We start from the raw sequence: 25,818 nt of genomic DNA, 5'->3' as shown, positions 1-25,818 counted from the left end.
CGCGACATAAAGCAGGAGTTTTTTGTGAAAAAATGGATGGGTAAAAGTGCCCTGTGGCTGGCAGGAGGCTTGCTGTGCAGTTCAGCAATGGCAAATGATTTCAGTGCCAGCTTCAAAGGAACCGATATTCAGGAATTCATTAATATTGTAGGACGCAATCTGCAGAAAACGATCATTGTCGATCCTGCTGTTCGCGGACAGGTTAATGTTCGCAGCTATGACTTGCTGAATGATGAGCAGTATTACCAGTTTTTCCTCAATGTACTGGAAGTCTACGGCTTTGCCGTGGTTGAAATGGACAATGGGGTGCTGAAGGTTATTCGTGATAAAGATGCGAAAATTTCGGCGATCCCGGTTGTTGGTGAAAAGGATCAGGTTAAGGGGGATCAGGTTGTCACGCGCGTCATTGCTGTCCGCAATGTGTCGGTGCGTGAGCTGTCTCCATTACTGCGCCAGCTCAATGATAATGCCGGCGCAGGTAACGTTGTACATTATGACCCGGCCAATATCATCATGATCACTGGCCGTGCGGCGGTGGTTAACCGCCTGGCTGAAATTATCGAGCGGGTTGACCGTGCCGGTGATAAAGAGATTGACGTGGTCGAGTTGCACAATGCCTCTGCCGCAGAAATGGTTCGTATTGTGGATGCGTTGAATAAATCGTCGGATGCCAAGTCGACCCCGCAGTTTTTACGGCCGAAGCTGGTGGCTGATGATCGTACTAATTCGGTTTTGCTCTCAGGCGACCCGAAGGTGCGTAACCGCTTGAAGCGCCTTATTCGTCAGCTGGACAAAGAAATGGCGACCTCGGGTAATAACCGGGTAGTGTATCTCAAATATGCCAATGCCGAGGAATTGGTCGATGTCCTCAAAGGGGTGTCTGAGAATCTGCAGGCCGAAAAGAAAGGTGGCAGCAAGAAGACGGCGGCAAGCAGCGGTGCTGAAGTGATGATTTCGGCTCACGTTGATACCAACTCGCTGATCATGACTGCGCCGCCAGATATTATGCGCGCGCTGGAAAATATTATTGCCCAGCTGGATATTCGTCGGGCCCAGGTACTGATTGAGGCGATGATCGTTGAGCTGGCTGAAGGTGACGGTGTCAACTTCGGCGTGCAGTGGGGTTCGTTAGATGCTGGTGTGGTTCAGTTTGGTAACTCCGGTATCCCAATTTCCCAGTATGCGATTGGTCTGGAAGAAGCGAAGGATGTGGAAGGTACAACTGTCGTATCTGAAAGTGGAGTTGTAACTCAAAATCCAGATACACAAGGTGATTTTAGTACCCTAGGAAGTGTACTGAGCGGCGTTAACGGTGCGGCACTGGGTATCGTGATGGGGGACTGGACGGCGTTAGTCAATGCCGTGGCCTCGGATCGTAACTCCAATATCTTGTCATCGCCGAGTATTACGGTGATGGATAACGGCGAGGCCTCTTTCATTGTTGGTGAGGAGGTGCCGGTGGTAACCGGTTCGACATCCAGTTCAAATAACGATAACCCGTTTCAGACGGTTGAGCGTAAGGAAGTGGGGATCAAGCTGAATGTGGTGCCACAGATCAATGAAGGTGATTCTGTCCAGCTGAAAATTGAGCAGGAAGTATCGAATGTGCTTGGTGCCGAAGGGGCGGTGGATGTGCGTTTTTCCAAACGCCAGTTAACCACTTCAGTATTGGTGCAGGATGGCCAGATGATTGCACTGGGTGGCCTGATCCAGGAGCAGGTGGACGAAAGCGAACAGAAAATTCCAATTCTGGGCGACATCCCGATTTTGGGGCACTTATTTAAGTCGACCAATACCACCAAGTCCAAGACCAATCTGATGGTATTTATTAAGCCGACCATCATTCGCGATGGGGTGACGGCTGATGGTATTACCCAGCGTAAATACAACTATATTCGAGCGGAGCAGTTGTATCGAGCTGACCAAGGCTTACGTCTGATGCCGGATGCACAGATGCCGGTATTGCCGAAATATGGTGAAGATATTTCACTACCGCCGGAAGTGCGTGCCTTTGTTGCCCAGCTGGAGACTCAGTAATGGAAGCAGATCACCCGGTTGCTGAATTTCAGCCTTTGTTTCGTCTGCCCTTCTCATTTGCCAAGCGCCACCGGGTGGTGCTTGAGTCTGCCGAACAGGGCTGGGTCCTGTTCTATAGTGGCCGCCTGGCGGCACCGGTACTGGCAGAAGTGCGCCGCGTCGCGGGCGGGGCGTTTATTCCGCAGGAGCTGACTGAGAAAGAGTTCGAACTCAAGCTGACTGATGCCTATCAGCGGGATTCATCGGAAGCCCGCCAGTTGATGGAGGATCTGGGTTCGGATAGCGATGATTTCTTCTCGCTGGCTGAAGAGTTGCCGGAAACGGAAGATCTGCTGGAATCTGAAGACGATGCACCCATTATCAAATTGATTAATGCGATGCTGGCAGAGGCGATCAAAGAAGCTGCGTCGGATATCCACATTGAAACCTTTGAAAAGGTGCTGTCGATCCGCTTCCGGGTTGATGGCGTGCTGCGTGAAGTGCTGCAGCCGAGCCGCAAACTTGCGCCGCTTTTAGTGTCGCGTATTAAGGTCATGGCGCGGCTCGATATTGCTGAGAAGCGGGTGCCGCAGGATGGTCGTATTTCGCTGCGTATTGGCGGCCGGGCTGTCGACGTTCGTGTCTCGACCATGCCGTCATCACACGGTGAGCGAGTGGTCTTGCGTCTGCTCGATAAGAACGCCACCCGTCTCGATTTGTATAGCTTGGGTATGACGCCGGGCAATCACAAGAATTTCCAGCGTATTATCCAGCGCCCGCACGGGATCATTCTGGTTACCGGCCCAACGGGCTCGGGTAAATCGACGACCTTGTATGCCGGCTTGCAAGAGCTCAATGGCCAGGAGCGCAATATCCTGACGGTTGAAGACCCGATTGAATTTGATATTGACGGTATCGGCCAGACCCAGGTTAACGCCAAGGTAGATATGACCTTTGCCCGAGGACTACGGGCTATTTTGCGCCAGGATCCCGATGTGGTGATGGTCGGGGAAATTCGAGACTTGGAAACCGCCTCGATTGCCGTCCAGGCCTCCCTGACGGGTCACATGGTGTTGTCTACGTTGCACACCAATACCGCTGTGGGCGCCATTACCCGCTTGCGTGATATGGGGATTGAACCATTTCTTGTTTCATCGTCTTTGTTGGGTGTCTTGGCCCAGCGCTTGGTGCGTACCTTGTGCAAGAGCTGCCGTGAACCCTATGAAGCCGATGCGGAGCAGAAGAAGCTGTTTGGTCTGACCGAGGCCGAGCCATTGACACTATACCGTGCAGTTGGCTGTGAAGCCTGTAACAACAAGGGCTACCGCGGGCGAACGGGGATTCATGAGCTGTTGCTGATTGACGAGAATGTGCAGGAGCTGATCCATGCCGAAGTCGGTGAGCTGGCGATTGAGAAAGCCATCCGGGCGCATACGCCAAGTATTCGTGATGATGGCCTGGAAAAAGTCAGGGCAGGTGCCACTACCCTAGAAGAAGTGATGCGAGTCACGAGGGAGGGGTGATAGATGGCTGCGTTTGAATATAAAGCCCTCGATGGTAAGGGGCGGCAGAAAAAGGGAGTACTGGAAGGCGATACAGCCCGCCAGGTACGCCAGCAGCTGCGTGAGCAGGGGCTGATCCCGGTCGATGTTGCCCAGAGCCATGAGCGGGAAAAGAAGAAAGCCAGTGGTGGCTTCCAGTTTCGCCGCGGGATCAGTACCGCTGAGCTGTCATTGATCACTCGCCAGCTGGCGACCTTGGTCCAGGCGTCAATGCCATTGGAGGAGTGCCTCAAAGCGGTCGCTGAGCAGAGCGAGAAGCCTCGTCTGAAAAACATGCTTCTGGCCGTCCGCTCTCGCGTGGTCGAAGGGTATACCCTGTCAGACAGCATGGCAGAATATCCCCATATCTTTGATCAGCTGTTTCGCGCCATGGTGGCGGCCGGTGAAAAATCGGGTCACCTAGATACAGTTTTGAACCGATTGGCTGATTACACCGAAAACCGCCAGCAGATGCGCAGCAAACTGCAGCAGGCGATGATCTATCCAACGATGCTAACCTTGGTTGCGGTCTCTGTGGTTGCGTTTTTGCTGGCCACGGTGGTACCAAAAATTGTTGATCAGTTTGTCCAGATGGGACAGCAGCTGCCGACGATCACCGAGGTGCTGCTGGCTGCCAGTAACTTTGTTCAGAATTGGGGGCTAGCTGTCGTGGTCGCCATTGTTGGCGTGATCATGTTGCTGAAAGCGGCATTGAGAAAGCCTGATTTCCGCTTGCGCTGGGATCGCTGGGTGATGGGACTTCCGGTGATCGGCAAAGTGGCCCGCGGGCTGAACACGTCACGGTTTGCTCGAACCCTTTCAATCTGTACATCCAGTGCGATCCCTTTGCTCGAAGGAATGAAGGTGGCATCGGATGTGATGACCAATACTTGGGTTAACAAGCAGGTACTTGAAGCGGCTGATAAGGTCCGTGAAGGAGCAAGCTTGCGTGTATCCCTTGAACAAACCAAGTTATTCCCGCCAATGATGCTGCATATGATCGCCAGTGGTGAACGCAGTGGTGAGTTAGAGCAGATGTTAACCCGGGCAGCCGATAATCAGGACCGTGACTTTGAGTCGCTGGTTAATATGGCGCTGGGGATTTTTGAACCTTTATTAATTGTCGCTATGGCTGGTATCGTGATGTTTATCGTGATTGCCACCCTGATGCCAATCATTGCTTTGAACAACATGGTTGGCATGTAGTTTTTTCCTTTGGAGGTCTTTTTAATGCAACGCAAACAACGTGGCTTTACGCTGCTGGAAGTGATGGTAGTTATTGTTATCTTGGGGGTGCTGGCCAGCCTGGTTGTCCCGAACTTGCTTGGTAACAAAGAAAAAGCTGACCAGCAGAAGGTCGTCACCGATATCAGTGCCCTGGAGCAGGCTCTGGATATGTACAAGCTGGATAACAGCGTCTACCCAAGCACTGACCAAGGTCTGGATGCACTAGTGTCTATGCCGTCATCGAGCCCTGAACCTCGTAACTACCGTAACGGTGGTTATATCAAGCGTCTGCCAAAAGACCCTTGGGGCAATGAATATAACTACGTAATGCCGGGTGAGCATGGCGCGGTTGATGTTTTCAGCCTGGGTGCTGATGGCCAGGAAGGCGGTGAAGAGGTGAATACCGATATCGGCAACTGGAACATGCTGGACTACTAATCGCTGGAACTGTTCAGAGACGAATTGAATGAAGAAACGTGCGGCAGGTTTTACCTTAATTGAAATTTTACTGGTGTTGGTATTGCTTGCATCCAGTGCAGTGGCGGTGATTGTCGCGCTGCCTGAAAGCAAGGAAGACAAAGTAAAAGATGAGGCTGCACGTTTTCATCATTTGGTTCAGCTACTCGGGGAAGACGCACTGCTCAATGGCATCGATTATGGTGTCCGGGTTGAGCGAAATCGTTATCAGTTTCTTCAGCTAACCAGTCAGGATTGGCAACCTGTGCAGGAGTCGCGCTTTTTCACCGAAGTGGAAATGGATGAAGACATCAAGCTGAGAGTGGAAATTGGCGGCTACTCCTGGCAGGACAAAGATCGTTTGTTCAAGCCGGGTTCGCTGTTTGATGAAGACTTGTTTGCTGAACAAACTGACAAGAAAAAGATAAAACCGCCGCAGGTGGTGGTAATGGCCAGTGGTGAATACACACCTTTTACCCTGGAATTTGAAATCGATGGCGAAAATCAGTTTTGGCGAGTTCAGGCTGATGAGCTGGGGCAGTTATTTCTATTGGCCCCTGGAGATACCATCAAAAGCCAGACAGAAAGGGATTCGCGATGAAAAGGGGTAATCGCGGGATGACCTTGCTCGAAGTGCTGGTGGCACTGGCGGTATTTGCCACTGCAGCCCTGAGCGTGATGAAGGCAGTCAGCCAGCACCTTAATACACTGGGCTACCTGGAAGAGAAAACCTTTGCCGCTATGGTTGCCGATAACGAGCTGACAAAAATGCGCCTGTCCGGGCAGATCCCAACCTCGGAAAAAAAAGGCAAGTCGGAACTGGCTGGCCGCGAGTGGTACTGGTCAATCAAAAGCACCAAAACCGCCGATGGCTTTTTGCGGGCGTTGGATGTCACGGTAGCCACCGATCAAGCAAGAAAGCAGTCGGTAGTGACGTTGAGAACTTATGTTGAAAATTAACCGTCAGATCATACCTACTATGCCGAAGGGATCACGCCAGCAGGGGTTTACGTTGCTGGAGGTCTTGGTTGCCATTGCAGTGTTTGCCATGTTGAGCCTGTCGGCTTACCAGGTGATGAATGGCGTCCAGCTTAGCGATCAGCAGTCGCGGGAGCACAATGCCCGGTTGCAGGAAATCCAGCGTGCAATGGTGATGATGGATAATGACTTTCGTCAGATTGTTGCCAGGAAAACCCGTAATCAGGGCGAGGCGCCCAGTGACAAGTTATTGCTCAGCGGTGAGTACCTGCTTGATTCATCTAGCCAGGGCATTATGTTTACCCGTACCGGTTGGCAGAATCCCCAGCAGATGTTTCCGCGTGGTGAAAATGTCCGGGTCGGTTACCGTATTGTCGAAGATACCCTTGAGCGGGTGTGGTTTCGTTATCCGGATACTGTCGTGGGCAGCGAGCCGCTGATCCGCCAGGTTCTGGCCAAGGTAACCAAGCTCTCTTTTCGTTTCTATAGTAAACAGAAATGGCAGAAAGAGTGGGCTCAGGCTGCCGCTTTGCCTGAGGGGATTATGATCCAATTGACGCTGGAAGATTTCGGCGAAATTGAACGGGTGTACATGCTGCCAACCTCCGCATTGAGTGCAACAGAGCAGGAGGGCAGCTAATGAAGCAGCAAAGAGGGGTAGCCCTGATTGTCGTGCTGATGCTGCTGGCGTTGATGACCCTGCTTGCGGCTCAGATGAGCGAGCGCTTACAACTTAATTTCTATCGGGTAGAAAACCAGGTGCAGAACCAGCAGGCCTATTGGTATGCGTTGGGGATGGAAGAGCTGGGTAAGATCGCCATCCAACAAGGAATTGATGACAGCGATACGGTGAATCTGAGCCAGGCCTGGGCCACGCAAGGCCAACGTTACCCGCTGGAAGGCGGAGAGGCAATCGGCGATATTATTGATCGCCAGGCTTGTTTTAACCTCAATGCCCTGTCCGGGCTGCCGCTTGAAGCAGACCGCACCAAAAAGCCCTTTCTGGTTAGCTACCTGCAGTCAATATTGGAAGAAGTCGGCGTTGAAAGCTATGACGCTGAAGTGGTCGCAGATTCAAGCTGGGAGTTTGTTGATCCGGCCGAGGGCATTAATTCATCATTTGGTGCCGGTGACAGTACTTATGAAGGATTTCAGCCCCCTTACTTGCCCCCCACAGACCTGATGGCCGATATCAGCGAGTTTAGGGCGGTCAACGGAGTTAGTGCGCAGATTTATAACAAAGTAAAACCACTGCTTTGTGCTATTCCAACGACGGATATGGTGCTCAATGTCAATACACTCTACGAGCACCAGGCGGCACTGTTGGTTGGCTTGTTTGCGCCTGAGCTGTCCTTGTCCGATGCCCAGAAGCTGATAGCCGACCGCCCTTATGACGGTTGGCAGAACGTCGAAGATTTTATGGCTGAGGCCACTATCGCCCGCTTGGGCGCCGACGCGAAAAAGCGAGCTAATGATCATTTGGCCGTGAGCAGCGATTATTTTCAACTGGACACAGAGATCCTGGTCGACAGGTCCAGAGTTAGATTAGTGGCCTTACTCAAACGTGATGGCCAAGAAAAGGTGACAGTAATACGTCGCCGTTATGGAGGAATCAGTGAGCGAATTTCTGACGATAAGGCTAAGTAGCCGGCCTGAACAGCCGGTGCAATGGCTGGTCTGGTCGCCACAGCAGAAAGAAGTGATTGCATCTGGCCAGCTTGCCAGTCTTGCTCAGTTAAACGAGCTGACAGAGTATGCTGCCCAGCGTCCGGTCTTTGCACTGATCCCTACGGGTGATGTGTTATTGACTGAAGTTGCGATCCCGGCTGGCAGCGGCCGGCAATTGGCCGCTGTACTGCCATACCTGCTGGAAGAAGAGCTGGCACAGGATGTCGATTCATTGCATGTCCACTTGCTTAAGCGGGATGGCAATACGGCGCATGTCGCTGTTGTTGAACATCGCAAAGTACAAGCTTGGTTAGCAGCACTTAATGAAGCTGGTATCGAAGTGAAGAAACTTCTGCCTGATTGCCTGTGCTTGCCTCTGTTTAGCGACAGCTATAGTGCCGCTGAGCTTGAAGGTCAATGGTTGATCCGCCAGTCAGAAGCTCTGGGGATCTGCGCGGAAGCCTCATGGCTGGATGCTTGGTTATTGGCTCAGAAAGTCCCGATTGCAGCAGAGATGGTTGGTGATGAGACAGAGGATTCAGAGGCTGAAGAACAGGCTTTAGAAGAAGAGGCAGAAGCGCCGACACTGCTGATCCGTCATTACACGCCAGCGCCGAAGGGAGCGCCGGGTAAGTGGCAGGCCCAAACGCCGGAGCTGGTGATGCAGCTGCTGGCTCTGGGAGCAGAGAGCAGCAAGGCGAATTTGTTATCCGGGCCTTATAAGCAGCAAGCCGCGTGGCGAAAGCATCTCAAGCCATGGCGTAAAGTCGCCATAGCCGCTGGCCTGGTATTGGTTGCAGTTGTTGCCGAACATGTCGTATCTGTTCAGCATATGGAAAGCCAAGCCCTTGCCTATAAAGCCGAAAGTGAACGTATCTTCCGCCAAGTGCTGCCCCAGTATAAGCGTGTTCCATCGCAGAGTTACTTAAAGCGCCAGATGAACAGTGAACTGGCTCGCCTGGGAGGAGCCGATAGCGAACAGGGGTTGTTGCCATGGCTCGCTCAGCTCAAGCCTGCATTGAGCAAGGTATCGCAATTGACTGTCCAGAATTTGAAATATGACCAAAACCGTGACGAGTTGCGCTTTCAGGCAAGTGCCGCTGAGTTCCAGCATTTTGAACAACTACGCACGCTATTGGCGGAAAAATTTGAAGTGCAGCAAGGGCAGCTGAATAAAGAAGGCAATCAGGTAACTGGCGCTGTAGTGCTAAGGAGAAAATCATGAACGCGTGGTGGAAAGCCTTAAGTGCCCGTGAACAGCGCCTGGTGCTAGGCGGCGGAGGCGCGTTAATTATCGCTGTACTCTACTGGGGGCTCTGGCAACCGCTAGCTAATCGGGCTGTGGAGGCTGAGAACCGCCTGCAGAACGAACGTCAGTTACTGAGCTGGGTCAGTACCAAGGCTGATGAGATCACCACCCTTCGCGGCCAGTCTGGCTCCACGGGATCTGTCAGCAATAAAGGGTTGAATCAGGTGGTGAATGAAACGACCCGCCGGTTCCGGATTGAATTGATCCGGATGCAGCCCCGCAGCGAAGCGGTGCAGGTTTGGGTTAAGCCCTTGCCTTTTAATACATTGGTAAATTGGCTGGCTTTCCTGAAGGATGAACACGGTATTGATACCCAGTTTCTGGATGTATCAAAAGCCGACAGTGCCGGTATGGTCGAAGTGAGCCGTTTACAGCTGGGCCGAGGATAGCAGTGAAGTATAAGTTAGGATTAGGTGTCTCGTTTGGCGCTGTGTTAATGACCAGCCTGGTCGCTCATGTTCCTGCTAGTTGGGTTTGGCAGCAGGTTCCACCCGTTAGAGGATTGAGCGTATCAGGTCTAAGTGGTACGCCGTGGCAGGGAATGGCCACGCAGGTTCAGTGGCAGGGGCAGAACTTCGGGCACCTGCAATGGGATATGAGCTTGGGTTCCCTGTTTTCGGGCAAAGCGGCATTCAATGTCCGTTTTGGCCAGGGGAGCGAGATGAGCCTTAATGGTCGGGGGCTTGTTGGCTATAGTGCTAGTGGACCGTTTGCAGAGAACCTGCTGGTATCTTTGCCTGCACAGCAGGTGATGAAATATGCTCAGGTACCGGTTCCGGCAACGATTGCCGGAAACCTGGAGCTTACATTGCGTGACTATCAGTATCAGTCGCCTTACTGCTCGGTATTAAATGGCTCGCTGGCTTGGACGGCGGGGACTATCAGCTCGCCACTGGGAGGGTTGAACCCGGGGCCTGTGATTGCAGATTTGAATTGTGAACAGGGTAAGGTGACGGCTGATGTGAACCAGTCATCGGCCGATGTGGCGAGTGAATGGCAGGCTGAGCTAGCGACTAACCAGCGTTATACCTTGAACGGTTGGTTTAAGCCGGGCGCAGAATTTCCTCCTCAGCTGGGCCAGCAACTGAAGTGGTTAGGCAACCCGGATCCGAAAGGACGGTACAAAATCAACTACAGTGGGCGTCTTTAATAGTTGAGTATTTCAGTCAACTTAACGCTTTCCCCAAAATTTACTTTATTTCGTCTGGCTATTGCCCTTAAATAGCTAATACCCAGTGGCATGATGATCCGCTTGTACGAGTTCGCATCAGCCGCTGGGGATCCGATGGTGATACAGGACAACGGCATGGCTGCGGACAAAAACAAACCTGAAATATTGGCAACGAAAGTCGTTGCACAATCTCGGCTATTTAAAATTGAATCGCTTGATTTACGTTTTTCCAATGGTATCGAGCGTACCTATGAGCGCATGAAGCCCAGTGGTCGGCATGCCGTATTGGTGGTTCCCGTGACGGCAGAAGGTGACTTACTGTTGATCCGGGAGTACTCCGCAGGGACGGAGCAGTATGAGCTGGGGTTTCCGAAGGGCTTAATTGATCCGGGAGAAGCCGCGGCAGAAGCTGCGAACCGAGAGCTGAAAGAAGAAATTGGCTTTGGTGCCCGCCAGCTGGTGCCGCTTAAAGAAGTCGTACTGGCACCGTCTTATTTCTCCAGCCGTATGACCCTGTTTTTAGCACAGGATTTGTACCCCGAACAGCTGGAAGGGGATGAGCCCGAGCCGTTGGAAATTGTTCGCTGGCCTGTCAATCAGGCAGAGGAGTTGCTGCACCATCTCGATTTTGCAGAAGCTCGCAGTATCACCGCCCTTTTTCTCGCATTAAAACAATTATCACAGTAGGAGCGAGTTATGGATTTATCGAACCTATTACCTTCAGTGATCGACATTGCCCGTGCTTCCGGGCAGGTGATCCTCGATATTTACCAGCGTGGCCAGTTTGAAAAGCAGATAAAAACAGACAATACCCCGGTGACCAGTGCGGATCTGGCAGCACATAAGCTGGTGGTAGAAAAGCTAACTGAGCTGACACCGGATATTCCTGTACTTTCTGAAGAAGACGCAGTTATTCCACTGTCAGAGCGGAGCAAGTGGCAGCGTTACTGGCTGGTGGATCCACTCGATGGTACCCAGGAGTTTATCGCTGGCAGTGGTGACTTTGCGACAATCATTGCTTTGGTAGAAAATAATAAACCGGTGATGGGTGTGGTTTACGCCCCGATATCTGGGGTGGTGTATTATGCCTATCATGGTAAAGGGGCATGGAAAATCACCCCGGAAGGTGAAACTGTCCGTATTGCTACCCATAAGCATGAGCTGCCGACGCAATCTATTGCTGTGGCGATCAGCCGTCGCCAGGATATCAGTGCCATCACTAACCGGTTAGATCCGTCGCTCAATTATGATTTAGTCCCGTTGGGCTCTGCAGCGCTGAAATCGTGCTTAGTCGCTGAAGGTGCAGTGGATTGTTATTTACGCCTTGGGCCAACGGGGGAGTGGGATACGGCGGCGACCCAATGTATTGTTGAAGAGGCAGGAGGACGGATCTTAAATACCCATTTGACTCCGCTGTCCTACAATATGCGGGATACGCTGGAAAACCCAAACTTTATCACCCTAGGGGACGAAGCCCTACCGTGGGCAACGATACTGACGCCTGATAACAGGCTGATGGAAAATCATTAAAAATAAAAACGGAGCATCTGCTCCGTTTTTTATGGCTATATCCGGGGGGATCAGAACAAACGATTTAACCCATTTAAAGCGGCTACCCGGTAAGCTTCTGCCATGGTCGGGTAATTGAAGGTGGTATTGACGAAATAGTCGATGGTATTACCTTCCCCTTTTTGTTCCATGATCGCCTGCCCGATATGGATGATCTCCGCAGCACGCTCGCCAAAGCAGTGGATCCCCAGGATCTCTTTGGTTTCGCGGTGGAATAAGATTTTTAGGCTACCGACTTCGGTCCCGGCGATTTGTGCCCGGGCCAGGTGTTTGAATTGCGATCGGCCCACTTCATAAGGCACTTTTTCTGCCGTTAATTCCTGCTCGGTTTTACCGACAGAGCTGATTTCCGGAATGGTATAGATCCCGGTTGGAATATGGTCAATCAGCTGTCCCTGGGCTTCCCCGTTCGAAATGGCCTGAGCGACAAAGCGGCCTTGATCATAGGCGGCACTCGCTAGGCTAGGATAGCCAATCACATCCCCGACCGCATAGACATGCTCAACCTCGGTACGGTAGTTCTGGTTCACTTTCAGCTGTCCGCGGGAGTCCGGGGTAAGCCCGACTTTCACGAGGTTCAGGCGGTCAGTATTACCGGTACGGCCATTGGCATACAATAAGCAGTCGGCACGCATTTTCTTTCCAGATTGCAGGTGGAGGATCACTCCGTCTTCGGTTCCTTCGATTCTTTCATAGGTCTCGCCATTGCGGATCATCGCCCCGCTATTCCACAGGTGGTAGGACAGCGAGTCAGAAATTTCATTGTCGAGAAATTCCAGTAGTCGGTCACGGGTATTGATCAGGTCAACCTTGACGCCGAGGCCGCGGAAAATCGAGGCATACTCACTACCGATGACACCCGCACCGTAGATGATAATATGACGGGGATCATGCTTGAGCTGAAGAATTGAATCGCTGTTGTAAATACGGCTGTGGGAAAAGTCGACATCAGCTGGTTGGTATGGGCGAGAGCCGGTTGCAATGACAAATGTATCGGCACTGTAGAGCTCATGGCTGCCATCTGCTGTTTTTACTTTCACTGTATGGCTGTCGATAAAGCTCGCTTCGCCGAAGATAATCGAACATTGGTTGCGATCATAAAACCCCTGACGCATTCGGGTTTGCTTGTTGACGACAACTTGGGCATGGCCAAGGATCTGGCTGAAGGTACTGTGCAGGGTTGAGTTATTTTTGCAGTAGAGCGGGTTCTGGTTATATTCAATGATCCGGCTGACGGCATGACGCAGGGCTTTCGAAGGGATGGTTCCCCAGTGGGTACATCCCCCTCCGACGCTATCTTCCCGCTCAATGATCGCCACATTGAAGCCTGCCTTGGTAAGCCCCATGGCAGCCCCTTCACCTCCAGGGCCGCTGCCAATGATGATGGCATCAAAGTGCTGGGCATTCTTTTTTTTAGATTGGGTCATTGTTCAGGCCTTTCTTATCATCCGTGCAACATTGCTGTCGCTGTAGTTTAACTTTTTCCTGAAGTAGGTAGAATCAACGGGTGGTGATAGATAGGTGATGATCACGTTGTTGGGCATAAAATCACTGAAAACGAGATGAAACCTGTTTGCAAAGGTTAAGTCAGTCACTTTGTGAGCCAGTAGCTAAAAGTAAAAATTACTGCTTTGATTCAGCTCATATCAGGAATTACTATGTTCTGATTGCGTGAAAATGGCGATTCTCGCTGGAGTAGCGAGCAAAAGCGCGTATAGTTGCAGAAAAAGGTTACAGAGAAACAACAGGTTCATGGGTATTAGGGCTCAGCAAAAAGAAAAAACCCGTCGCTCACTTATTGATGCTGCATTCAATCAGCTAAGTGCAGAACGTAGCTTTTCGAATCTTAGCTTGCGTGAAGTGGCGCGGGAGGCCGGTATTGCACCGACATCTTTCTATCGTCATTTTAAAGATATGGATGAGCTTGGTCTGACAATGGTCGATGAAGGCGGTTTGATCCTTCGTCAGTTGATGCGTCAGGCCCGTCAGCGCATTGCTGAAGAAGGCAGCGTGATCCGTACCTCTGTAGAAACATTCATGGAATTTATTGAAAGTAGCCCGAACGTGTTTAGGTTGCTTTTACGCGAGCGATCAGGAACTTCCCCTGCGTTTCGTGCGGCTGTGGCTCGGGAGATCCAGCACTTTGTTGCTGAGTTGACCGAGTACCTAGAAGCCAAAACCGGTGTGAATCATGACGAAGCCTTTATTCAGGCAGAAGCATCAGTCACGTTGGTATTCAGCTCTGGTGCTGATGCACTGGATCTGGATAGCCATGCTCGAGCCGAGCATGCAGAAAGATTGATCATGCAGTTACGAATGATTGCAAAGGGTGCCTATTGGTATCGTAAAGAGCGTGAGCGTCGTGAGCTCAGGCAGAAACTCTAACTTTATTTTGTTGGTGAAGGATATGAACAAAGAACAAGTAAAAGCTGAACGTAAAACATTGCTTCTATCTTTGTTAGCAGGCCTATGTGGTAATGCTACGTTAGCAGTATTCACTTCAGGCACTGTGTCGTTTTCAGTTTTCCCTGTTATTGCATTCGGTCTGGCAGTGTACTGCCTGTATCAGGAATACCTGAGCAAGCCGATGTCTGAAGGTACCCCGGCGATTGCTTTTGCCTGCTTCCTGGCTGGTGCATTTGGTTATTCTGGTTTCATGCGTGCGTTTACGCCAGATGTAGGCTCTAACTTCCTACCGCTGATGATCACCCTAGGTCTGTTGTTCTGGGTTGTGTACAAGCTAGGCGTGATGTCACCAAGACCACAAGCGACTGAAGCTTAAATACTGATTGATAATAAAAAAAGGCGCTGAGGCGCCTTTTTTGTTGTCTATTGCCTAGAGTTCAACGGAGCACTAGGCAATTGTCATAGTGAGCGGTTATTTACGCTCAAGCAATACGCCAGCTTCCATATGGTGGGTATACGGGAATTGGTCGAATAGGGCGAAACGGGTAACACGGTGTGTTTCAGACAGAATAGTCAGGTTATCTTTGAGCGTGTCCGGATTGCATGAAATATACATGATTCGGTCATAGCCCTGGACCATGCGGCAAGTGCCTTCATCCATACCGGAACGTGGCGGATCGACAAAGATTGTGTTGCAGTTGTAGCTCTGCAGGTCGACGTTCTGATCTTTCAGGCGACGGAATTCCCGCTTGCCTTCCATTGCATCGGTAAAGTCTTCTGCAGACATACGGATGATCTGGACGTTGTCGATATTATTTACTGCAATATTGTACTGGGCAGAATCGACTGAAGGTTTCGCCAGTTCAGTGGCCAGTACACGCTCAAAGTTCTGCGCCAGAGCCAGTGAGAAGTTACCGTTACCGCAATATAGCTCCAGTAGATCGCCTTCACTGTCTTGGGTACAGTCAACGGCCCACTCCAGCATCTTCTGTGCCACTTCGCCATTTGGCTGGGTAAAGCTGTTTTCGACTTGCTTGTAGGTCAGAGTGCGATCGTTAACCTTCAGCTTTTCGATAACAAACTCTTGATCCAAAACGATCTTTTGTTTGCGAGCTCGGCCGATGAAGTTCAGGTTGAAGCCTTCATCATTTAGGCGCTGTTTCAGGGCTTTAGCCTCTGTCGTCCACTCATCGTCCAGCTGGCGGTGGTACAGCATAGATACCAAGATTTCACCACTAAGGGTAGACAGGAAATCAACCTGGAATAGCTTGTGGCGCAGCGCTTTGACTGGTTTTAGGGCATCGACCAGTAATGGCATCAAATCATTGATCAGGCGGCTGGCAGCTGGGAACTGATCCACGCGGTATTTTTCGCGGGTTTCCTGGTTGAACATGACATAGTAAAGGTCTTCACCCTCATGCCAAACACGGAACTCAGCACGCATGCGGTAATGCTCGGCAGGCGAGGCGAACACCTCAAGCTCAGGGGTTTCAAAATCTGCAAAGATATTTTGAATACGCTCTGCTTTTTCATCCAGCTGTGGTTGGTACTCAGCTGGATTAATTGCGGTGGATGCCATCTTGTGTGCCTCAAACTGCTCAAAATAAGAGCGCAGATTTTATTGCATTGTTGACCGATGTCCAGTGTTGTTGCTGATAAAAGTGTAGCTGGAGACTTTTCTTTATATGCCATAACAAACAAAACTAGACAATCATCAAAATGATAACTAGCATTCGCTGTGCGCTGGTTAGCCTCTATATAGGCCGGGAACACGGTGGGAGTCCGTGACTGACGCGCAGCGGTGATAGAGAACGAAAGCACATGGACGTAAGTTCCGAACACTGCTTCTGCAAGCTGTGCAATACAGCTAATTGAAGTGGGAAGTTGTTGCCCTAGGTGGTTGTCCAACCATGCTCTTAAGTCCGAAGACCAACCAGTGTACTAAGCAGATAAGCTGCTTTGTAATAAACGCGACTTAAGGTATCTAATTAAATGAAAAAAACGCTTTTAGCAGTGGCGTTGGCCCCGCTGTATCTTCAATCTCCAGTTTTTGCAGCAGAAACCTCGTCAGATGAAGTGATGGTGGTGACGGCTAACCGATTTGAGCAGCCTATCAAAAATGTTATCGCACCTGTTTCTGTTGTGAGCAAAGAAGAGATTGATGCCATCCAGGCAAAATCCCTTTCTGAAGTACTGCGCCGTCTGCCGGGGGTGACAGTCTATTCTAATGGCGGTTATGGCCAGCTCACTACCGTGATGGTACGTGGTAGTAAGAATGTCTTGATCATGATGAATGGCGTACGCCTTGGGAGCGCTACTAGTGGTGGCGTAAACCTAGGGCAATTACCATTGACCGGTATTGAAAGTATTGAGTTTGTCCGTGGTGCAAGGGCGGCGGTATATGGTGCAGATGCGACGGCTGGGGTTATCAATATTATTACTTCTACTCAGCCGGATGCGCAGCAGGGGCAGTTAGCTGCTGGTTTGGGCAGTGATGGCTATTACCAGGCTAAAGGTAGTCTTGCAGGCCAGACTTCAGATCGAACATGGGGTAAAGTTGCTGCGAACTTTGAAACGGCGGATGGCTTTGACGTTTCTAATTTTGAATCTGGTGCATGGGATACCAACCAGCCTGATGAAGATGGTTTTAAGAACAAAGATATATTGGGTGAGTTTGGTTTTGCTATCAACGAACAGTGGCAGGCTATTGTTAATGCCTACTATCACTCAGGGCATGCCGAATATGACTACCAAAAAGATTGGATGACAGGCAAGCCGGGGACCGAGGAAGCTGATTATATTCTTTATAACTTGTCAGGCCAGCTGCAGTATGAGAGTGATAAGCTGACCTCTTCCTTGTTACTGGCGGTAAATCGGGACGAAGGTGAAAACAAGGGTGGAGAAACTCCGGGTAGCACTATTGTTACCGAACGTACCCAGTTGAACTGGAACTCTAGCTACCAGCTGGCCAATCATTTCTATGCAGGTTTTGGTGTTGATTTGCTGGAAGAGAAAGTCTCTGATTCTAAGTTGTGGGACAGTGGAAGTGCGAGCTATAAAGCTTACGATAAAGGAAGTCGCCGTAATGATGCCGGTTATATTACGCTTTGGCGCGATAATGAAGCGACTCAGCTAGAAGCTAGCGTGCGTTATGATGACAACGAGCACTATGGTTCATATACCTCTTGGCAGGCAGGTGCTGGCTGGCGCTTTGTTGAAGGACTTCGGGTGACTGCTAATGTCGGAACTGGCTTTAAAGCACCTACCTTCAATGAACTCTATTGGCCTGATTTTGGCAATCCTAATCTTGAACCGGAAGAGTCTGAGAGTTATGAGCTGGCATTAGAAGGCAGCCATAGTGTACTTGACTGGCGTGTGGCGGTTTACGATAACACTATCAGCAATCAGATCCGAAACCAGGGCCAGGGTGAGCAGCTAGAAAATAATGATGTTAGAATCAAAGGTGTTGAATTAACAGCAAACTTTGCTACCGGTGCGGTTTACCATGATGTTTCACTGGATTTCATGGATCATGAAAATGAGAATGATGGTAAAGATCTGGAACGGGTGCCTGATGAGTCCTTCAAATGGAACATGAGTTACCTAGCCGATAGCTACCAGCTTGAACTGAGTTACCTGTACCAAGGTAACCGTCGTGACACTTATTATGATCCAAATGCTTTTACTAACAAAGAAGTGAAGCTTGATAACTACCATCTGGTTGATGTAGCGGCAAGCTATTTCATTTCGGATGCCCTGACTCTACAAGGTCGTATAGCCAACCTGTTGGATGAGGATTACGTTACGGCTTATGGTTATAACTCGGCAGAGCGTAGCTACTTTGCAACAGTGACTTATCAGTTCTGATATTGAATAGACGATTAAAGCCACCTCTGGGTGGCTTTCTTTATTGATGCCTATGAAACCAACCAAAGTTATCGTCAGCTGGTCTTCCGGCAAAGACTCCACACTTACCCTGATCAAGCTGCTCAACGATCCGAACTATGAGGTAGTTGGTCTATATACTACTTACCTTGAAGACGAAGTCCCCTTTCAGGCGACGCCGATTGAAGTGGTTAAGCAGCAGGCTTTCCTTGTGGGTTTGCCGCTAGTGACGATTCAGTTGCCCGAAGTATTTCCTGCCAATGATGTTTATCAGTCGCTGGTGCTTGAAGGGCTACGAAATAGCGGCTTAGGTGTGGAAGCGGTCGCATTTGGCGATATGTTCTGCAATGGTATTGCCGATTACCGCCGTAGCTATATTGAACCGGCGGGCTGGCAATGTGTTTTTCCTCTCCTAGGCCGTGACAGTAAAGAGCTGGCCCAGGAGATCCTTGATTGTGGGATCAAGACATTGGTAACCACCGTTGATACCAACCAGCTTGATGGTTGGTATTGCGGCAAGTGGTACACCGATGAGTTTATTGCTGGGCTACCAGATGGTGTTGACCCCTGTGGTGAAGATGGAGAATTTCATACCTTGGTTGTAAAGGCACCATGCTTCTCTGGTGAGCTAGCGATCCGTATCACGGATTGTGAAAGGCAGGAAAGATTCCATTATCAGAGATATCACTTGCTAAAGTAGTCACTCCTTAACCGAGATATTTTTTATCTAGGCCAGATCGCAGTATGATGAGCGCCCTGATAATAGCTTCTGGTATGTGGTGAATAGTGAAACGGGTACTCATTTTTGATTCTGGTGTGGGTGGACTTTCGGTTTACCAGGAAATCTATGCTCAGTTACCCAGCTTTCAATATATATATGCTTTTGATGATGCCGCCTTTCCCTATGGTGAACTGCCTGAAGCTGTGTTAATTAAGCGTACCCGGCATATCGTGTCATTGTTAGTCCAGCGCCACGGTATCGATCTGGTGGTTATTGCCTGTAATACGGCTAGTACCATTGTGCTGCCGTCATTACGTGAGCAGCTAGCAATACCGGTTGTCGGAGTCGTGCCTGCGATTAAGCCTGCTGCAATGATCAGTAAGCGAAAAGCAATTGGTTTGCTGGCAACACCAGCCACAGTAAAACGTGACTACACCAATAAGCTAGTGGCACAGTTTGCTAGCGATTGCGAAGTGTATCGTATTGGCTCAACCAGGTTGGTGGAAATGGCGGAAGATAAATTGCGAGGAAAGGCCGTTTCGATTACTGAACTGGCAGAGATACTTCACCCTTGGCAGAATAAGGTTGATAGCATCGTGCTCGGCTGCACCCATTTTCCGTTAATCAAGCAAGAGATAACGAAAGCCTTTGGTTCCCCTGTGCATATTATTGACTCGGGAACGGCTATCGCGAATAGAGTAAAAGCGCTGCTGGGGGACAATGCAGGTGTCTCATCATCACTGTTGAACCTTACATACAACAGTGCCGCGAACAATCATGTCGCGGCACTGAATTATAGTCTGCAAGAAATGAACTTAGAGGCTATTCAATCTCTAGGTTATCCGAAGCCTTAGGTTCGTTGGCTTCTCGTACCTTTAAGGTGCGTTGCCCATATTCTTTGTTGTTGAGCTGCTCGATAGCAGTATCTGCATCATTACTGTTCATCACAACAAAGCCAAATCCACGTCGCTTACCAGTACGCTTATCTTTCATTAGGCGTACTGCAAATACTTCGCCATGTTCGGAGAAAAGTTTCTTCACTTCGTTTTCATTAGCACGATACGGCAGGTTACCGACATAAAGGGTTTTGCTGCTTTGTGGTGCATCGGCATCACTTGTTGATGGTTGAGTATTTTGTAGATGGTTTATGGCTAGGACTGCCGTAATGACACCTAGAGCAAAGGAAATACCGGGAGAGAATGGAAGAAAGCTAAAAACTAAAGCCCCGATAATGGCGATAGCACCTATTGCTATCATGGTTTGTTTGGAAAATTTCATATTCAAAGCTACATCGTCATAAATATTATAAGAGAAGGCGTTTATTGGTTATTTTAACAACAGAGTCACATCGATATTACTTTCATTGACTTGGAATTGCTAGTTGGTGAATGTGACGATCCTCTAATGTTGAAATTAGAGGCATTTACATGACATTAGCTGAAATAATCGTCAGGTGGTGATTTTTTTAAAAAAAACACTTGTCAGAGTGATCGAAGTCTCTATAATGCCGCCTCACTGACACGGAATACGGCAGCTTAAGCCGATAACCAATCAGTTTGTTCTTTAACAATTTTACCATGCAATCTGTGTGGGCACTCGTAAAATGATTAGTCAAAAGATTTATCAATGAACTGAGTGACCAATACAAATACTTTTTCTCTTTATAGAGAGGGGTTATTTGGCACAGTCAATTCGAGTTCTCGTTACTAGCTTCTAGTAATGGCAACTCAATCAGTATTCATTGAGCCGTTCCGAAAGGAACAACAAAACTTTAATTGAAGAGTTTGATCATGGCTCAGATTGAACGCTGGCGGCAGGCCTAACACATGCAAGTCGAGCGGCAGCGACTTAACTGAACCTTCGGGGGACGTTAAGGGCGGCGAGCGGCGGACGGGTGAGTAATGCCTGGGAATATGCCTTAGTGTGGGGGATAACTATTGGAAACGATAGCTAATACCGCATAATGCCTACGGGCCAAAGAGGGGGACCTTCGGGCCTCTCGCGCTAAGATTAGCCCAGGTGGGATTAGCTTGTTGGTGGGGTAACGGCTCACCAAGGCGACGATCCCTAGCTGGTCTGAGAGGATGATCAGCCACACTGGAACTGAGACACGGTCCAGACTCCTACGGGAGGCAGCAGTGGGGAATATTGCACAATGGGGGAAACCCTGATGCAGCCATGCCGCGTGTATGAAGAAGGCCTTCGGGTTGTAAAGTACTTTCAGTCGTGAGGAAGGGTGTGTAGTTAATAGCTGCATGCCTTGACGTTAGCGACAGAAGAAGCACCGGCTAACTCCGTGCCAGCAGCCGCGGTAATACGGAGGGTGCGAGCGTTAATCGGAATTACTGGGCGTAAAGCGCATGCAGGCGGTCTGTTAAGCAAGATGTGAAAGCCCGGGGCTCAACCTCGGAACAGCATTTTGAACTGGCAGACTAGAGTCTTGTAGAGGGGGGTAGAATTTCAGGTGTAGCGGTGAAATGCGTAGAGATCTGAAGGAATACCGGTGGCGAAGGCGGCCCCCTGGACAAAGACTGACGCTCAGATGCGAAAGCGTGGGGAGCAAACAGGATTAGATACCCTGGTAGTCCACGCCGTAAACGATGTCTACTTGGAGGTTGTGGCCTTGAGCCGTGGCTTTCGGAGCTAACGCGTTAAGTAGACCGCCTGGGGAGTACGGTCGCAAGATTAAAACTCAAATGAATTGACGGGGGCCCGCACAAGCGGTGGAGCATGTGGTTTAATTCGATGCAACGCGAAGAACCTTACCTACTCTTGACATCCAGAGAAGTTACCAGAGATGGTTTCGTGCCTTCGGGAACTCTGAGACAGGTGCTGCATGGCTGTCGTCAGCTCGTGTTGTGAAATGTTGGGTTAAGTCCCGCAACGAGCGCAACCCCTATCCTTGTTTGCCAGCGCGTAATGGCGGGAACTCCAGGGAGACTGCCGGTGATAAACCGGAGGAAGGTGGGGACGACGTCAAGTCATCATGGCCCTTACGAGTAGGGCTACACACGTGCTACAATGGCGTATACAGAGGGCTGCCAACCAGCGATGGTGAGCGAATCCCACAAAGTACGTCGTAGTCCGGATTGGAGTCTGCAACTCGACTCCATGAAGTCGGAATCGCTAGTAATCGTAGATCAGAATGCTACGGTGAATACGTTCCCGGGCCTTGTACACACCGCCCGTCACACCATGGGAGTGGGCTGCACCAGAAGTAGATAGCTTAACCTTCGGGAGGGCGTTTACCACGGTGTGGTTCATGACTGGGGTGAAGTCGTAACAAGGTAGCCCTAGGGGAACCTGGGGCTGGATCACCTCCTTACCTAAAGACTTGCTGTTTTATGCAGTGTCCACACAGATTGCTTGGTCGAAATGTAAAAGAGCGCTAGCGTTGCCCAGCAACGTTAGCCAGAAATACTTAGTCCCGTTCGTCTAGAGGCCTAGGACACCGCCCTTTCACGGCGGTAACAGGGGTTCGACTCCCCTACGGGACGCCACTTTCTAAACACATTCTGAGAATGTTGTTAGAAAGTGGTTCAATCTCTTCGGAGATCACGAAACACATGCTCTTTAACAATCTGGAAAGCTGACTAGTAAATTCAACTCAGTGAGTTGAATTAAAATGTTTCATCGAGAGATGAAACGAGTTCTCAAGCAAACACATTCAAGTGTCTTGTGTAGAGTCCGGCGAAAAACCAATTCTCTCCTTATCAGAGAGATAAACCTTGGTTGTTTGAACATACGCTTTTGTCTTCACTTTTTTGAAAAGTGAAAATAAAAAACTCCTTGGGGTTGTATGGTTAAGTGACTAAGCGTACACGGTGGATGCCTTGGCAGTCAGAGGCGATGAAGGACGTATTAACTTGCGATAAGCCCAGTTTAGGCAGTAAAAGCCACTTGAGACTGGGATTTCCGAATGGGGAAACCCACTGGCATAAGCCAGTATCGCTACGTGAATACATAGCGTAGCGAGGCGAACCGGGGGAACTGAAACATCTAAGTACCCCGAGGAACAGAAATCAACCGAGATTCCGGCAGTAGCGGCGAGCGAAACCGGATTAGCCCTTAAGCTAGTTGCATGTTAGGCGAATGTGCTGGAAAGCACAGCAGTAAAGGGTGATAGCCCCGTAGCCGACAGCGCGCTTTTAGTGAAATCGAGTAGGACGGGACACGTGATATCCTGTCTGAACATGGGGGGACCATCCTCCAAGGCTAAATACTCCTGACTGACCGATAGTGAACCAGTACCGTGAGGGAAAGGCGAAAAGAACCCCTGTGAGGGGAGTGAAATAGAACCTGAAACCGTGTACGTACAAGCAGTAGGAGCACCTTCGTGGTGTGACTGCGTACCTTTTGTATAATGGGTCAGCGACTTAATTTTAGTAGCAAGGTTAACCGTATAGGGGAGCCGTAGGGAAACCGAGTCTTAACTGGGCGTACAGTTGCTAGGATTAGACCCGAAACCAGGTGATCTAGCCATGGGCAGGTTGAAGGTGAGGTAACACTTACTGGAGGACCGAACCGACTAATGTTGAAAAATTAGCGGATGACTTGTGGCTAGGGGTGAAAGGCCAATCAAACCTGGAGATAGCTGGTTCTCCCCGAAAGCTATTTAGGTAGCGCCTCGGACGAATACTACTGGGGGTAGAGCACTGTTAAGGCTAGGGGGTCATCCCGACTTACCAACCCTTTGCAAACTCCGAATACCAGTAAGTACTATCCGGGAGACACACGGCGGGTGCTAACGTCCGTCGTGGAGAGGGAAACAACCCAGACCGCCAGCTAAGGTCCCAAAGTTATAGCTAAGTGGGAAACGATGTGGGAAGGCTCAGACAGCCAGGATGTTGGCTTAGAAGCAGCCATCATTTAAAGAAAGCGTAATAGCTCACTGGTCGAGTCGGCCTGCGCGGAAGATTTAACGGGGCTAAGCTATACACCGAAGCTGCGGCAATGCAGTTTACTGCATTGGGTAGGGGAGCGTTCTGTAAGCCGTTGAAGGTGAATCGTAAGGTTTGCTGGAGGTATCAGAAGTGCGAATGCTGACATGAGTAACGATAAAGGGAGTGAAAAACTCCCTCGCCGGAAGATCAAGGGTTCCTGTCCAACGTTAATCGGGGCAGGGTAAGTCGACCCCTAAGGCGAGGCCGAAAGGCGTAGTCGATGGGAAACAGGTTAATATTCCTGTACTGCTTATAACTGCGATGGGGGGACGGAGAAGGCTAGGTGGGCCAGGCGACGGTTGTCCTGGTTCAAGGGTGTAGGCTGATGGTTTAGGTAAATCCGGACCATCTTAAGGCTGAGACCCGATGTCGAGTCACTACGGTGATGAAGTCATTGATGCCATGCTTCCGGGAAAAGCCTCTAAGCGATAGGTTGTAAGCAATCGTACCCCAAACCGACACAGGTGATCAGGTAGAGAATACCAAGGCGCTTGAGAGAACTCGGGTGAAGGAACTAGGCAAAATGGTACCGTAACTTCGGGAGAAGGTACGCTCCTGGCGGTGAAGTCCCTTGCGGATGGAGCTACTGGGAGTCGCAGATACCAGGTGGCTGCAACTGTTTATTAAAAACACAGCACTGTGCAAAATCGAAAGATGACGTATACGGTGTGACGCCTGCCCGGTGCCGGAAGGTTAATTGATGGGGTTAGACTTCGGTCGAAGCTCTTGATCGAAGCCCCGGTAAACGGCGGCCGTAACTATAACGGTCCTAAGGTAGCGAAATTCCTTGTCGGGTAAGTTCCGACCTGCACGAATGGCGTAATGATGGCCACGCTGTCTCCACCCGAGACTCAGTGAAATTGAAATCGCAGTGAAGATGCTGTGTACCCGCGGCTAGACGGAAAGACCCCGTGAACCTTTACTACAGCTTGGCACTGAACATTGACCCTACATGTGTAGGATAGGTGGGAGGCTTTGAAACCATGTCGCTAGATATGGTGGAGCCGTCCTTGAAATACCACCCTTGTAGTGTTGATGTTCTAACGTCGCCCCCTTATCGGGGGTGCGGACAGTGCCTGGTGGGTAGTTTGACTGGGGCGGTCTCCTCCCAAAGAGTAACGGAGGAGCACGAAGGTGGGCTAATCACGGTCGGACATCGTGAGGTTAGTGCAATGGCATAAGCCCGCTTGACTGCGAGAATGACAATTCGAGCAGGTGCGAAAGCAGGTCATAGTGATCCGGTGGTTCTGAATGGAAGGGCCATCGCTCAACGGATAAAAGGTACTCCGGGGATAACAGGCTGATACCGCCCAAGAGTTCATATCGACGGCGGTGTTTGGCACCTCGATGTCGGCTCATCACATCCTGGGGCTGAAGTCGGTCCCAAGGGTATGGCTGTTCGCCATTTAAAGTGGTACGCGAGCTGGGTTTAGAACGTCGTGAGACAGTTCGGTCCCTATCTGCCGTGGGCGTTGGATGATTGAAGGGGGCTGCTCCTAGTACGAGAGGACCGGAGTGGACGAACCTCTGGTGTTCGGGTTGTTACGCCAGTAGCATTGCCCGGTAGCTAAGTTCGGAATCGATAAGCGCTGAAAGCATCTAAGCGCGAAGCGAGCCCTGAGATGAGTCATCCCTGATACTTTAAGTATCCTAAAGGGTTGTTGGAGACTACGACGTAGATAGGCAGGGTGTGTAAGTGCTGCGAGGCATTGAGCTAACCTGTACTAATTGCCCGTGAGGCTTAACCATACAACACCCAAGGGGTTTTTTGGACTCCACGAACGCTTGAATGTAAGCGCGAGAACACTAGTTAACTTTCCCAGATTATGAAGATATTCCGCCTACCTAAGGTAGCGCCGGGATAAAGTTCGATAGCAAGACAAGTTGTGAGTCGAGCGAAGGAGTTTAGCCTGCTAAATGACTGAGCG

21 protein-coding genes, 1 tRNA gene, 2 rRNA genes and 1 riboswitch are annotated in these 25,818 nt (G+C 50.2%); of the genes, 21 read left to right on the top strand and 3 right to left on the bottom strand.

Annotated features, from left to right (window positions below):
• Positions 1-24 precede the first annotated feature (24 nt).
• The 13 genes from gspD (at position 25) to cysQ (ending at position 11,896) form a co-directional block, all read left to right on the top strand.
• Complete coding sequence (gspD, locus tag AC51G0_RS17775; RefSeq protein ID WP_496300017.1) at positions 25-2,037, top strand: type II secretion system secretin GspD; 2,013 nt, start codon at positions 25-27, stop codon at positions 2,035-2,037.
• The gene (gene gspE, locus AC51G0_RS17770; RefSeq protein ID WP_496300016.1) at positions 2,037-3,539 is read left to right on the top strand and encodes a type II secretion system ATPase GspE; all 1,503 of its coding nucleotides are present in this window, start codon (positions 2,037-2,039) and stop codon (positions 3,537-3,539) included. Before gspD ends, gspE begins: the two co-directional genes overlap by 1 nt.
• Positions 3,540-3,542: 3 nt before the next feature.
• Positions 3,543-4,763, top strand: coding sequence for a type II secretion system inner membrane protein GspF (gspF, locus tag AC51G0_RS17765; RefSeq protein WP_496300015.1), 1,221 nt, complete (start codon positions 3,543-3,545; stop codon positions 4,761-4,763).
• A 24-nt stretch (positions 4,764-4,787) separates the two neighbouring features.
• Entirely contained in the window at positions 4,788-5,222 is a 435-nt protein-coding gene (gene gspG / locus AC51G0_RS17760; RefSeq protein WP_496300014.1) for a type II secretion system major pseudopilin GspG, read from the top strand.
• A 28-nt stretch (positions 5,223-5,250) separates the two neighbouring features.
• Positions 5,251-5,841 carry a type II secretion system minor pseudopilin GspH gene (gspH, locus tag AC51G0_RS17755; protein WP_496300013.1) on the top strand — a complete coding sequence of 197 codons (591 nt, stop codon included), beginning with the start codon at positions 5,251-5,253 and terminating at the stop codon, positions 5,839-5,841.
• Positions 5,838-6,200 carry a type II secretion system minor pseudopilin GspI gene (gspI, locus tag AC51G0_RS17750; protein WP_496300012.1) on the top strand — a complete coding sequence of 121 codons (363 nt, stop codon included), beginning with the start codon at positions 5,838-5,840 and terminating at the stop codon, positions 6,198-6,200. Before gspH ends, gspI begins: the two co-directional genes overlap by 4 nt.
• On the top strand, positions 6,187-6,858 hold the full coding sequence (gspJ, locus tag AC51G0_RS17745; RefSeq protein ID WP_496300011.1) for a type II secretion system minor pseudopilin GspJ: 672 nt from the start codon (positions 6,187-6,189) through the stop codon (positions 6,856-6,858). The genes gspI and gspJ overlap by 14 nt, the downstream gene beginning before the upstream one ends.
• On the top strand, positions 6,858-7,865 hold the full coding sequence (gene gspK / locus AC51G0_RS17740; protein ID WP_496300010.1) for a type II secretion system minor pseudopilin GspK: 1,008 nt from the start codon (positions 6,858-6,860) through the stop codon (positions 7,863-7,865). The genes gspJ and gspK overlap by 1 nt, the downstream gene beginning before the upstream one ends.
• Positions 7,834-9,111: a type II secretion system protein GspL gene (gene gspL / locus AC51G0_RS17735; RefSeq protein WP_496300009.1), complete on the top strand. Its 1,278-nt coding sequence runs from the start codon at positions 7,834-7,836 to the stop codon at positions 9,109-9,111. The genes gspK and gspL overlap by 32 nt, the downstream gene beginning before the upstream one ends.
• Positions 9,108-9,584, top strand: coding sequence for a type II secretion system protein M (locus AC51G0_RS17730; RefSeq protein WP_496300008.1), 477 nt, complete (start codon positions 9,108-9,110; stop codon positions 9,582-9,584). Before gspL ends, AC51G0_RS17730 begins: the two co-directional genes overlap by 4 nt.
• A gap of 2 nt (positions 9,585-9,586) precedes the next feature.
• Entirely contained in the window at positions 9,587-10,345 is a 759-nt protein-coding gene (locus tag AC51G0_RS17725) for a type II secretion system protein N (RefSeq protein ID WP_496300007.1), read from the top strand.
• Between the two features lie 156 nt (positions 10,346-10,501).
• Entirely contained in the window at positions 10,502-11,053 is a 552-nt protein-coding gene (gene nudE, locus AC51G0_RS17720; protein ID WP_496302007.1) for an ADP compounds hydrolase NudE, read from the top strand.
• A 9-nt stretch (positions 11,054-11,062) separates the two neighbouring features.
• On the top strand, positions 11,063-11,896 hold the full coding sequence (gene cysQ / locus AC51G0_RS17715) for a 3'(2'),5'-bisphosphate nucleotidase CysQ (protein WP_496300006.1): 834 nt from the start codon (positions 11,063-11,065) through the stop codon (positions 11,894-11,896).
• Between the two features lie 50 nt (positions 11,897-11,946).
• On the opposite strand, the gene sthA is transcribed toward cysQ, so the two are convergent.
• Positions 11,947-13,362 carry a Si-specific NAD(P)(+) transhydrogenase gene (gene sthA / locus AC51G0_RS17710; protein WP_496300005.1) on the bottom strand — a complete coding sequence of 472 codons (1,416 nt, stop codon included), beginning with the start codon at positions 13,360-13,362 and terminating at the stop codon, positions 11,947-11,949.
• A 325-nt stretch (positions 13,363-13,687) separates the two neighbouring features.
• Between sthA and fabR the strand changes: the two genes are divergently transcribed.
• Together fabR and AC51G0_RS17700 are read left to right on the top strand one after the other, a co-directional pair.
• Complete coding sequence (gene fabR, locus AC51G0_RS17705) at positions 13,688-14,320, top strand: HTH-type transcriptional repressor FabR (protein ID WP_496300004.1); 633 nt, start codon at positions 13,688-13,690, stop codon at positions 14,318-14,320.
• Positions 14,321-14,342: 22 nt separating this feature from the next.
• Positions 14,343-14,717, top strand: a complete 375-nt coding sequence (locus tag AC51G0_RS17700; RefSeq protein WP_496300003.1) for a YijD family membrane protein — start codon at positions 14,343-14,345, stop codon at positions 14,715-14,717.
• 96 nt (positions 14,718-14,813) lie between these two features.
• Here the strand turns inward: AC51G0_RS17700 and trmA are convergent, their stop codons facing one another.
• The gene (gene trmA, locus AC51G0_RS17695) at positions 14,814-15,920 is read right to left on the bottom strand and encodes a tRNA (uridine(54)-C5)-methyltransferase TrmA (RefSeq protein WP_496300002.1); all 1,107 of its coding nucleotides are present in this window, start codon (positions 15,918-15,920) and stop codon (positions 14,814-14,816) included.
• Positions 15,921-16,068: 148 nt separating this feature from the next.
• Positions 16,069-16,293, top strand: a riboswitch (cobalamin riboswitch).
• Between the two features lie 40 nt (positions 16,294-16,333).
• Between trmA and AC51G0_RS17690 the strand changes: the two genes are divergently transcribed.
• The 3 genes from AC51G0_RS17690 to murI all read left to right on the top strand — a co-directional run bounded on the left by AC51G0_RS17690 (position 16,334) and on the right by murI (position 19,801).
• Positions 16,334-18,208, top strand: coding sequence for a TonB-dependent receptor domain-containing protein (locus AC51G0_RS17690; RefSeq protein WP_496300001.1), 1,875 nt, complete (start codon positions 16,334-16,336; stop codon positions 18,206-18,208).
• A 52-nt stretch (positions 18,209-18,260) separates the two neighbouring features.
• Entirely contained in the window at positions 18,261-18,926 is a 666-nt protein-coding gene (locus AC51G0_RS17685; protein WP_496300000.1) for a Dph6-related ATP pyrophosphatase, read from the top strand.
• 86 nt (positions 18,927-19,012) lie between these two features.
• Positions 19,013-19,801, top strand: a complete 789-nt coding sequence (gene murI / locus AC51G0_RS17680; protein ID WP_496299999.1) for a glutamate racemase — start codon at positions 19,013-19,015, stop codon at positions 19,799-19,801.
• Here the strand turns inward: murI and AC51G0_RS17675 are convergent.
• Positions 19,770-20,225, bottom strand: a complete 456-nt coding sequence (locus AC51G0_RS17675; RefSeq protein WP_496299998.1) for an RNA recognition motif domain-containing protein — start codon at positions 20,223-20,225, stop codon at positions 19,770-19,772. The two genes, murI and AC51G0_RS17675, sit on opposite strands and share 32 nt — an antisense overlap.
• A gap of 494 nt (positions 20,226-20,719) precedes the next feature.
• On the opposite strand from AC51G0_RS17675, the gene AC51G0_RS17670 reads away from it, so the two are divergent.
• The 3 genes from AC51G0_RS17670 (at position 20,720) to AC51G0_RS17660 (ending at position 25,639) form a co-directional block, all read left to right on the top strand.
• Positions 20,720-22,272, top strand: a 16S ribosomal RNA gene (locus AC51G0_RS17670).
• A 99-nt stretch (positions 22,273-22,371) separates the two neighbouring features.
• Positions 22,372-22,447, top strand: a tRNA-Glu gene (locus AC51G0_RS17665).
• A 301-nt stretch (positions 22,448-22,748) separates the two neighbouring features.
• Positions 22,749-25,639: ribosomal RNA gene (locus AC51G0_RS17660) — 23S ribosomal RNA — on the top strand.
• Together the 16S and 23S rRNA genes with 1 tRNA gene alongside form the textbook arrangement of a ribosomal RNA operon.
• The last annotated feature ends 179 nt before the right edge of the window (positions 25,640-25,818 follow it).

This window comes from Photobacterium sp. HL06, assembly GCF_059552575.1.
Note: the sequence above shows the minus strand (reverse complement) of the source record. Positions and strands in the feature narration are given on the sequence as shown.